Raw genomic sequence first — 10869 nt, 5'->3', positions numbered from 1 at the left:
GTCGATCGGGGGAGAGGTGGCTCGGCGAAGCCGAGACGGAGTGGGGGTCGACCAGCGCTACATAAGACAATGCATGCTCCAAGCTGCCATGCACGCTATCGCCAAAGGCCAGCCGCTTGGAAATTGATGCATGCCGTAACCCACTGCGTGGGGCGAGGAAGGGCGCGCCGCCTCACGCATTGGCTTTTCCGCCGATTTCAGGCAAACCTCGTCGCCTGTAAACCGACACGGAGAAGCGTGATGTTCCGATGGGGTGTTCTGTCGACGGCGAAGATCGGCCGCGAGCAGCTTTTGCCGGCAATCGTGGAGTCGGAGAACGGCATCCTGTCGGCGATCGCCAGCCGCGACTTGTCGAAAGCCAAGGCACTGGGCGAGCGTTTCGGCGCCCGTCATGCTTTCGGCTCCTATGAGGACCTGCTCGCCTCCAAGGAGGTCGACGGCGTCTACATTCCGCTGCCCACCTCTCAGCATGTCGAATGGACGGCAAAGGCGATCGAGGCCGGAAAACATGTGCTGGTCGAGAAGCCTCTGGCGCTCGACGCCAAGGACATTCCGCCGCTGATCAGGCTGCGCGACGAGAAGAAGGTGATGGTCTGCGAGGCCTTCATGGTCGTCTACCACCCGCAATGGATCAAGGTGCGCGACCTGATCGCCAGCGGCGCCATCGGTCGGCTGCGCCATGTGCAGGGCGCGTTTTCCTATTACAATGTCGACCCCAAGAACATGCGCAACCAGCTCGATCTCGGCGGCGGCGCGCTGCCCGACATCGGCGTCTATCCGACCGTGTCGACGCGCTTTTCGACCGGCAAGGAGCCGCTGCGGGTGCAGGCGACGATCGAGCGCGACAAGACTTTCGGCACCGACATCTATTCCTCGATCCGCGCCGATTTCGGCGATTTCGAGCTGTCCTTCTACCTGTCGACGCAGATGGCGGCGCGGCAGGTGATGGTATTCCACGGCGAGAAGGGCTTCATCGAGGTCTTCGCCCCGTTCAATGCCGGGCTCTACGACCACCACCGCATCGAGTTGCACAACCAGAACCACAGCGAGGCGCAGGTGTTCCGCTTCCCAGGCACGCAGCAATACCGGCTGGAGTGCGAAGCCTTCGTGCGCGCCGCCCAAGGCGGCAAGGACCGCGTCTTCACGCTGGAGGAATCGGTGCTCAACCAGAAAGTCATCGACGCCATCTTCCGCGCCGGTGACAAAGACGGCTGGGAGCCCGTCTGAGGCTTTGCAATAAGTTTGCCGGCTAATTCTGGGAGGGAAAATGGCTGACGCGGACGTGATCATTGTCGGCGCGGGGCTGGCCGGCCTCGTCGCCGCGACGGAGTTGGCGGAGGCCGGCAAGAAAATCATCATCGTCGACCAGGAGCCGGAACAGTCGCTGGGCGGCCAGGCTTTCTGGTCGTTCGGCGGGCTGTTCCTGGTCGATTCGCCGGAGCAGCGGCGCATGCGCATCCGCGATTCCCACGACCTCGCGCTCGAGGACTGGATGGGCACCGCCGCCTTCGACAGGCCGGAGGATTTCTGGCCGCGCAAATGGGCGGAGGCCTATGTCGGCTTCGCCGCCGGCGAGAAGCGCTCCTGGCTGATCGAGCGGGGCATGAAATTCTTCCCCGTGGTCGGCTGGGCCGAGCGCGGCGGCGGCAATGCCGTCGGCCACGGCAATTCGGTGCCGCGCTTCCACATCACCTGGGGCACCGGGCCCGGCGTGCTCGAGCCCTTCGTGCTGCGCGTGCGCGAGGCGCAGAAGCGCGGGCTGGTCGAGTTCAGGTTCCGCCACCGGGTCAACGAGATCATCCGCAGCGGCAAGACGGTAACCGGCGTGCGCGGCGATGTGCTGGAACCGAGCAGCGTCGAGCGCGGCCGCAAGAGCGCGCGCGCCGCGACCGGCGCGTTCGAGCTTCACGCGCAAGCGGTGATCGTCGCCTCCGGCGGCATCGGCGGCAACCACGATCTGGTGCGCCAGAACTGGCCACAGCGGCTGGGCGCGCCGCCGAAGCGGATGATCACCGGCGTGCCGGATCATGTCGACGGCCGCATGCTGGCGATCACCGAGGCGGCCGGCGGAAGGGTCATCAACCGCGACCGCATGTGGCACTATGTCGAGGGCATCAGGAACTGGGCGCCGATCTGGACCGAGCACGCGATCCGCATCCTGCCCGGCCCCTCCTCGATTTGGCTCGACGCGCGCGGCAAAAGGCTGCCGGCGCCGCTCTATCCGGGCTTCGACACGCTGGGCACGCTCAGCCACATCGTGAGCACCGGCTTTGACTATTCCTGGTTCATCCTGACCAAGAAGATCATCCAGAAGGAGTTCGCGCTGTCGGGCTCCGAGCAGAACCCGGACCTCACCGGCAAAAGCTGGCGGCAGGTGCTGGGCCGCGCGACGTCAGGAATTCCCGGCCCGGTGAAGGCGTTCATGGAAAAGGGCGAGGATTTCATCGTCGAGGCCGATCTTTCCAGGCTGGTGGCGCGCATGAACGCGCTGGCCGGCGGCGAGCCGCTGCTGGACGTCGCCCAGGTCGAGCGCGAGATCCGCGCCCGCGACAGGCAGCTCGACAATCCGTTCTCCAAGGATGCGCAGATCACCGCGCTGCGCGGTGCGCGCTCCTATCTCGGTGACAGGCTGATCCGCACCGCCAAGCCGCACAAGATGCTCGATCCGGCGAACGGCCCGCTGATCGCGGTGCGCCTCAACATCCTGACCCGCAAGACGCTGGGCGGGCTGCAGACCGACCTCGATAGCCGCGTGCTCAATGCCGCCGGCCAGCCGGTGCCGGGGCTTTATGCGGTGGGCGAGGTCGCCGGCTTCGGCGGCGGCGGCGTGCATGGCTATGCGGCGCTGGAAGGCACCTTCCTCGGCGGCTGCATTTTCTCGGGGCGCAGCGCGGGGCGGGCGGCAGCGGCCACGATTGCGTGAACGGAGGGCGCGGATGGTCGCCGCCTCGGCGACAACGCTGTAGGCTTTTTCGGTCAGCTCGACTGAAGTCCCAACTCCAATCATGACGGGAACAGCATGCGCATCATCGTCTATGGAATCGGCGCCGTCGGCGGCGCCATCGCGGCCCAGCTGAGTTTTTCAGGCCACACGGTGCTCGGCATCGCCCGCGGCAGGCAGCTCGACGCCATCCGCGCCTCGGGACTGTCGCTTTCCACCCCGCAAGGCACAGGGACCGCGCGCTTTCCCGCCCATGCCGACCCGTGGGAGATTTCCTTCGAGCCAGACGATGTCGTGCTGCTGACGATGAAAACGCCTGATACGCTCGGGGCGCTGCAACGGCTCAACGCCGCCGGTGTCACGGCGCAGCCGGTGTGCTGCTTCCAGAACGGCGTCGCCAACGAGGCGCTGGCCTTGCGTTTCTTCGCCAATGTCTATGGCGCGACGGTCATGCTGCCGGCCGATTACGACACGCCCGGTCAGGTCGCGGCCTATTTCGCGCCCAAGATCGGCGCCTTCGATATCGGCCGCTATCCTTCCGGAATCGACGACACAGTCGAGAAACTATGCGGGGTTCTGAGCGCCTCCGGTTTCATCGCCGACCCCAGGGACAATGTGATGAGCAGCAAGTACCGCAAGCTGCTCGCCAACCTTCGCAACATCATCGACGCGGCGCTGGGCGAGACCGAGCTGCAGCGGAAATGGTATGCCAAGGCGCGCGCCGAAGCCGAGGCGGTGCTCACCGCCGCCGGGATCGACTGGGACAAGACCGACGCCATGGCGCGCGAGGAATTGACCATAACCGCCATCCCCGGCCGAACGCGTGTCGGCTCCTCGACGCTGCAGAGCATCGTGCGCGGGACCGGCTCCCTCGAAACCGACTTCCTCAACGGCGAGATCGTGCTTCTCGGGCGGCTGCACGGCATGGCGACGCCCGTCAACTCAGCCCTATGCAAACTGTCGGTCGAGTTGGCCAGCGGCCGGATGCGGCCGCAATCGGCCGGCGACGACACGATCGTCTCCATGATCGGCGGAACCGGCTGATCGCCGCAGACGATCAAAAAGATAAGACCCGGCCCGGGAATCCTTTGGAGGCCATGGAACGTCTTCCTCACGCAGATCGCAAACAGGAGACGACCATGACCTACAATCTCATCCGCTACGGCGTGAAAGACGCAAGCATCGCCGAGAACCGGGCGCTGGTGGCAAAAGTGTTCGAGGCGCTGGATGAAACGCAGCCGCAAACCTTGCGCTATCTGGTGCTCGAACTGGAGAATGGCGAGTTCGTCCACATCGTCGGCTACGACAAGGATAGCTCGGCGCTGACCGAGCTCGACGCGTTCAAGGCCTTCGGCGCCGATCATGCCGCGCGACGTTCGACGCCGCTTGCCAGGTCGCCGGCGAAGATCGTCGGCGACTATCGTATGCTGGCCGGGGCAGATGAAGCCGTGCCGGCCTGACCAGGGCACGGCATGTAATCGGCGAGGCGAGAATGAGGACGATGAGCGCAGCGAAATTCGACCGCGCGGAACTCGAATCCATGCTTGTCGGGCTGCGCCCGAAGCTGCACCGCTATGCCGCCCGCATGGCCGGCTCGGCGATCGAGGGCGAGGACATCGTGCAGGAGGCGGTGGTGAAGGCGCTGGCTGCTCACGATGGCGGTGCCACGGTCGAGCGTCCCGAGCAGTGGCTGTTCCGCATCGCCCATAATGCGGCGCAGGATCATCTGCGCCGCCGCCTGCGGGAGCGCTCGCGCATGACCGAGGCCGACATGACCGAAATAGAAGATCTCTCCGCCGACGCCGGGGCGAGACTGGCGGCGGCGGCGAGCCTGCGCAGCTTCATGCGGCTCACGCTGGCGCAGCGCAGCGCCGTGATCCTGGTCGATGTGCTCGGCCTCAGCCTGCATGAAACCTGCGAGGTTACGGGCGCGACTTTAGCCGCCACCAAGGCGGCGCTGCATCGCGGCCGGGCGGAGCTGAAGGCACTGGCCTCGGCACCGGACGACGTGGCGGTGCTGAGGCTCGATCCCGAAGAAGAGCGCCGGCTGCGCCGCTACATCGACCTGTTCAACGCACGCGACTTCGACGGGGTCAGGACGCTGATCGCCGAGGACATCCAGGTCGACGTCCTCAATCGCGCCCGCCTCAACGGCAAGAAGGAAGCCTCGACCTATTTCGGCAATTACGACCGCCTCGGCGACTGGGCGCTGTCGCTCGGCTTCGTCGACGGCCAGCCGGCGATCCTGATCCGCAACCCGCAGGCGCACGATGCGGTGCGCGGCTTCATGCTGATCGACTGGCGCGGCGATGAGGTCGTGCGCATCCGCGATTTCCGGCACGTCCCTTATTGCCTCGTCGAGGCGGATGTCTGCTTCCTTACCGATTGAGCTGCGACGCATCCGCGAGCTGATCGAGCCGCTGCCTGCGGAGATGATCCCGCAGAGCGCGCGCAAAACGATACGCCTTCGCGGGGGCGATCGGCGCTCCGTCACATCATCGTGAACGTCACGTGGCATGAATTGCCGATCGGAACGCCATCTCAAATCCGCCGCAAAGGCAAATCAACTGGCCCGTCATCGTCAGCCAATTGTCTTTTCGCCAATCACGGCATAGTGCGAGCCATCACGAGCTCGCGGGTGTTCCAATGTCTCTGAATGAAGCAAGCAAACCCGCCAAGAAAAACGCGCCCAAAGCCAAAGTCGTGACGGAATCGCCACCGCGCGATCAGATTCTGATCGGCCCCGATTTCATCCATAAGGGTGAGCCGCATGAGAGGCTTAACCGCTTCTTCGGCGATCTGGCGAGCCGCTTCGACGCAGCACCGGCGGTGATTTCCGGCGGCCGGCCCTGGTCATATCGCGAGCTGAACAGCCGCGCCAACCAGTTCGCGCATCTGCTGATCGAGCGCGGCGTGAGGCCAGGCGACAGGGTGGGCCTTTTGCTGGACCGCTCGGCCGAAACCTATATCGCCATCCTTGCCGTGATGAAGGCCGGGGCGGCCTTCGTCCCTCTAGCCACCGCCTTCCCCGAAGATCGCATGGTGATGATCATCGAGGACGCCAATGTCACGATGGTGATCAGCGTCTCCGGTTATGCCGCGCGCGTCGCGCGCCTGCCGGTTCCGCATATCTCGATCGACTCGGCGGAATCCGAAATCGCTCTCAAGCCGGAAACGGCGCCCCTGCCGGAGGGTAGCCAGGACCAGACCTGCTACATTCTCTACACGTCCGGCACCACGGGCAAGCCGAAAGGCGTGGTCATCACGCATCAGAGCTTCTGCAATTTCATCCGCGTCGCCGCGGCATCCTACGGTTACCAGCCGGGCGACCGCGTGTATCAGGGCATGACCATCGCTTTCGACTTCTCCTCGGAGGAGATCTGGGTGCCTTTTGCCGCCGGCGCCACGATCGTGCCGGCGCCCGGCCAGCAGCCCCTCGTGGGCGAGGAGCTGGCCAGCTTCCTGCGCGAGCATCACATCACCTGCATGGCTTGCAGCCCGACACTTTTGTCGTCGATCGAGAGCGACGCGCCCAGCCTGCGCACGATCCTGGTCGGCGGCGAAGCCTGCTCGCAAAAGCTCGTGGTGCGCTGGGCGAAGCCCGGCCGCCAGATCCTGAACACCTATGGCCCGACCGAGGCGACGGTCACCGCCACCATGGGCTTGCTGACGCCGGACGAAGCGGTGACCATCGGCAGGCCGCTGCCCACCTATTCGATAGCCATTCTCGACCCCGAAAAGCCGAAAGTGCTGACCGGTGATCAGCTGGGCGAGATCTGCATCGGCGGCATGGGCGTGGCGGTAGGCTATCTCAACCGGCCGGAACTCACCGAGCAGCGATTCATCAAGGATTTCATCGGCCTGCCGAACAATCCCAGCGGCCGCATCTACCGGACGGGCGATCTCGGCCGCATCAACGACAAGGGCGAGATCGAATACCACGGCCGCATCGACACGCAGGTGAAAATCCGCGGCTACCGCATCGAGCTGGGCGAGATCGAGGCCGTGCTGCTGGAACAGCCGGGTATCGCGCAGGCGGCGGTCACGACGTGGGAGATCGAGCCCGAGCGCACGGAACTGGTCGCCTATTACGCCCCCAGGAGCGGCGGCGACAGTGTGGATCGCACCACGCTCGTGCGGGAACTCAAGCAGCGGCTGCCCGACTACATGGTTCCGGCCTATCTGGAGCAGCTGCCCGCGATCCCGATGACCGTCTCCAACAAGGTCGACCTGAGAAAGCTGCCAAAGCCGACCAGCGCGCGCGTCGCGGCCGGCCATGCGATGATCGACCCGCGCAACGAGGACGAGAGGTTTCTGGTCGACACGCTGCAGGATGTGCTGAAATTCGAGGACATCTCCATCGAAGACCACTTCTTCGACGACCTCGGCGCGAACTCGCTGTTGATGGCGAGGTTCTGCGCGCGCATCCGCTCCCGCAAGGCCTGGTCGACGACCTCGATGCGCGATGTCTACCTGCATCCCACGGTCGCGAAGCTCGCCGAGCACCTGCGCGCGCCGCAGATGGCCGCGGTTGCCGCGAGCGAGCCGATGCTGACGCATCGGGCTTCCAGCTTTGCCTATTGGAGCACGGGCTTTGGGCAGCTCATGTTCTACGCGCTCTACAGCTATGGCTCGCTCTGGGCGATCAATGACGGGCTCAACTGGGTCTATGACGCGCTGGACGACCCGGTGCAGCTCTATCTGCGCTGCGTTCTGTTGTCCGCCAGCGTCTTCTTCGGGCTCAGCGGCTTTGCCATCATCGCCAAATGGCTGCTGGTCGGCCGCTGGAAGGCCGAGACGTTCCCGATCTGGGGCTGGCGTTATTATCGCTTCTGGGTCGTCAAGACGCTGGTTCGCAGCGCGCCGGTGGTGCTGTTCCGCGGCAGCCCGCTATACAGCCTCTATTTGCGCCTGCTCGGCGCCCGGCTCGGCAACCGCACCGTTATCGAGTGCCGGTCCGTTCCGGTCTGCACCGACCTGATCAGCATCGGCGACAATTCGATCCTGCGCAAGGATACCATGATCCTGGGCTTCCGCGCCCAGGCGGGCTACATCCACACCGGCCCGCTCGACATCGGCCACAACGCTTTCGTCGGCGTCGGCTCAACGCTGGACATCGACACCCGCATCGGCGACGGCGCCCAGCTGGGCCACGCTTCGTCGCTGCATCGCGGACAGGCGATTCCTGCCGGCGAGCGCTGGCACGGATCGCCGGCGATCCCGACCGAGGCGGACTATTGCACGGTGCCCAACGTGCCGCTGTCGCACGCGCGCCGGATCATCTACGAGGCGATCCAGCTCTTCATCCTCTTCGCCATCGTCACGCCGTTCCCGCTTCTGTTCCACACCTACTGGGAGAATGTCGGCGACGACTATCAGGAGACCATCGGCATCGTGGCGATCGGCACCACGGTGACGGTGGCGGGCTTCGTCATCGGCGGCGTGCTGCTGGCGGCCATCGTGCCGCGGCTGTTCAACCTCATGCTGAAGCCCGGCCGGGACTATTCGCTCTACGGCTTCCACTACTGGCTGCAATCGATGCTGGAGCTGGTCAGCAACGTGCGGCTGCTGAATGTGCTGTTCGGCGACAGCTCAGCCATCGTCTACTATTTGCGCGCCATCGGCTGGCGGCTGAACAAGGTGAACCAGACCGGGTCGAATTTCGGCACCAACCAGCGGCATGAAAACCCGCAGCTCAGCGAGATCGGTTCGGAAACCATGGTGTCCGACGGCCTGTTCATGGTCAACATGCAGAAGTCCGCCAATTCCTTCCGCCTCGAGCACACGCGCATCGGCGAGCGCAACTTCTTCGGCAACAACATCATCTATTCGCCGGATTCCCGCACCGGCGACAATTGCCTGCTCGGAACCAAGGTGCATGTACCGGTCGATGGTCCCTTGCGCGAGAATGTCGGGCTGCTGGGGTCGCCGCCCTTTGAAATCCCGCGCATGGTCAATCGCGACAAGGAGCTGCTCGGATTGATCTCCGATGAGGAGCGCCGCCGCCGGCTGCCGCTGAAGAACCTCCACAATCTGGTCACCGCGCTGCTGTTCTTGGCCGCGCAGTGGCTGATCCTGTTCCTGACGCTCGCTATCTGGGACAGGGCGCTCAACTACTACAACGAATGGGAGCAGACGGCGCTGTTCGTGGCGGTGGTGCTGACCACGGCGATCGGCATTCCGTTCTATGTCTTCCTGGAACGCGTCAGCCTCGGTTTCCGCCGGCTGAAGCCCAGGATGGCGACGATCTACGACCCGGTCTTCTGGCGGCACGAACGCCATTGGAAACTGTCCGATTCGCCGATCATGGGCCTGTTCACCGGCACCCCGTTCAGGCCGCTGCTCCTGCGTCTGGTGGGCGTTAAGGTCGGGCGGCGCGTCTATGACGGGGGAAGCATCATCACCGAGCGGTCGCTGGTGGAGATCGGCGACGACGCGACGCTCAACGAGGGCTGCGTCATCCAGGCGCATTCGCTGGAGGAAGGCGCGTTCAAGTCCGACTACATCCGCATCGGCAATGGCTGCACGCTCGCCCCCGCCGCCTTCGTCCACTACGCCGTGGCAATGGGCGAGGGATCCGTGGCGGACCTCGATTGCTTCGTCATGAAGGGCGAAGTGCTGGAGCCCAACACCGTGTGGCGCGGCAACCCGGCGAAGCTCTATGGCGTGGTGACGCCGATCGACGCGCGCGCGATCAAGATCGGGCAGAAACAGTGAAGCGTGCCGCCGACGCGCGGACAGGCGACCGCCCGGTTGTCCTGCGTCCCGTCGGCGAAGATAACCGGGCGGCGATCCTGGCGCTCGAGCTGACGCCCGAGCAGCAAGGCTTCATCGCTTCAAATGTCGACTCGCTGGAAGAGGCCGGGGAGGATGACGAGGCCACCGCCCGCGCTGTCGTCGCGGCCGGGCGCGTCGTCGGATTCCTGATGTACAGCGCTCCGGAGGACGATGACGAGGCGATCATCTATCGTTTCATGATCGACCGCCGCGAACAGGGCAAGGGCCTCGGCCGTGCCGCGGTTGCCCGGGTGCTGGAGGAGATCGCGCAGCTCGGCCACATACGCCGCGTCTCGATCTGCTACGAACCGGACAACGAGGCGGCGCGCCGGCTCTATGCCGGCTTCGGTTTCGTCGAGACGGAACTGGACGAGGATGGCGAGATGATTGCCGTGCTCCAATTGAGCAGCAAGTGATCACACGGCCGGACGACGCGCGACCGGACGTCGAGAGCGCCGTCGAGCAGGCGCTGGCCGGCCTCGCGCAGCCCGGCCTCGTCACCGGCTGCCGTCTTATTCGTGCCGGCGACGAGCAATACATCCTGCCGGCGGAAGGCGCTTCCATCGTCACGCGCGAACAGAGGGCGCGCGCCGCCACTGGAGCAGGCCGTCAGGTCGCGCATGAATTGCTGCGGCGCCTGAGCTGTGCGGATCTCGCCGTCTTGCGGAGCCAATTGGGAAACCCGATCTGGCCTGCAGGGATCGTCGGTTCAATCGCGCATGACGACGAACTTGCCGTGGCAGTCGCCGCGCGATCCGACGCGATGAGAAGCGTGGGCGTCGACATTGAGCCTGCCCTGCCCCTGCCGCGCGACCTCCAAGGCATGGTGGCAACGCCGCAGGACCGCCTGGGCGATCTTGATTCCGGTATAGGCAGCCGCATTCTGTTTGCGATCAAGGAGGCGGTCTACAAGGCCTCGTTTCCGCTCGACGGCCGCGTGCTGGGCTTTGAGGACATCGCCGTCGATCTCACCTCGGGCGAGGCGGTCACTTCATCGGGCAATCGGTTGACCGTGCGCTTCACCATCTCGCCCAGAATCCTGGCGCTGGCTTACCCGGCATAGGCGCGCCCTGCCCTGCCCTGACATTTCAGGGTGGGCGTTTGAACGACGAATAGCGTCCGAAGATTCGAACTGCGAGCCTCGAATAAGC

8 protein-coding genes are annotated in these 10869 nt (G+C 65.0%); all 8 read left to right on the top strand.

The genetic code is table 11. From position 1 onward, the window contains the following. Nucleotides 1–240: 240 nt before the first annotated feature. The 8 genes from LB525_RS27720 to LB525_RS27685 all read left to right on the top strand — a co-directional run bounded on the left by LB525_RS27720 (nt 241) and on the right by LB525_RS27685 (nt 10781). Nucleotides 241–1227 carry a Gfo/Idh/MocA family protein gene (locus LB525_RS27720; RefSeq protein ID WP_224549581.1) on the top strand — a complete coding sequence of 329 codons (987 nt, stop codon included), beginning with the start codon at nt 241–243 and terminating at the stop codon, nt 1225–1227. Nucleotides 1228–1267: 40 nt separating this feature from the next. Next, nucleotides 1268–2923: an FAD-binding dehydrogenase gene (locus LB525_RS27715; protein ID WP_224549579.1), complete on the top strand. Its 1656-nt coding sequence runs from the start codon at nt 1268–1270 to the stop codon at nt 2921–2923. A 96-nt stretch (nt 2924–3019) separates the two neighbouring features. Continuing rightward, entirely contained in the window at nt 3020–3985 is a 966-nt protein-coding gene (locus tag LB525_RS27710) for a ketopantoate reductase family protein (RefSeq protein ID WP_224549577.1), read from the top strand. Between the two features lie 95 nt (nt 3986–4080). Further along, on the top strand, nt 4081–4401 hold the full coding sequence (locus LB525_RS27705) for a hypothetical protein (protein WP_224549575.1): 321 nt from the start codon (nt 4081–4083) through the stop codon (nt 4399–4401). A gap of 41 nt (nt 4402–4442) precedes the next feature. Further along, entirely contained in the window at nt 4443–5330 is an 888-nt protein-coding gene (locus LB525_RS27700; RefSeq protein WP_224549573.1) for an RNA polymerase sigma factor, read from the top strand. Between the two features lie 314 nt (nt 5331–5644). Continuing rightward, complete coding sequence (locus LB525_RS27695; RefSeq protein WP_224549571.1) at nt 5645–9658, top strand: Pls/PosA family non-ribosomal peptide synthetase; 4014 nt, start codon at nt 5645–5647, stop codon at nt 9656–9658. After that, nucleotides 9655–10134: a GNAT family N-acetyltransferase gene (locus tag LB525_RS27690; protein WP_224549569.1), complete on the top strand. Its 480-nt coding sequence runs from the start codon at nt 9655–9657 to the stop codon at nt 10132–10134. Before LB525_RS27695 ends, LB525_RS27690 begins: the two co-directional genes overlap by 4 nt. Continuing rightward, on the top strand, nt 10131–10781 hold the full coding sequence (locus LB525_RS27685; protein WP_224549567.1) for a 4'-phosphopantetheinyl transferase: 651 nt from the start codon (nt 10131–10133) through the stop codon (nt 10779–10781). The genes LB525_RS27690 and LB525_RS27685 overlap by 4 nt, the downstream gene beginning before the upstream one ends. The last annotated feature ends 88 nt before the right edge of the window (nt 10782–10869 follow it).

Origin of the sequence: Mesorhizobium sp. CA16, assembly GCF_020165175.1 — a bacterium.
In the GTDB taxonomy this organism is placed as follows: Bacteria; Pseudomonadota; Alphaproteobacteria; order Rhizobiales; family Rhizobiaceae; genus Mesorhizobium.
Note: the sequence above shows the minus strand (reverse complement) of the source record. Positions and strands in the feature narration are given on the sequence as shown.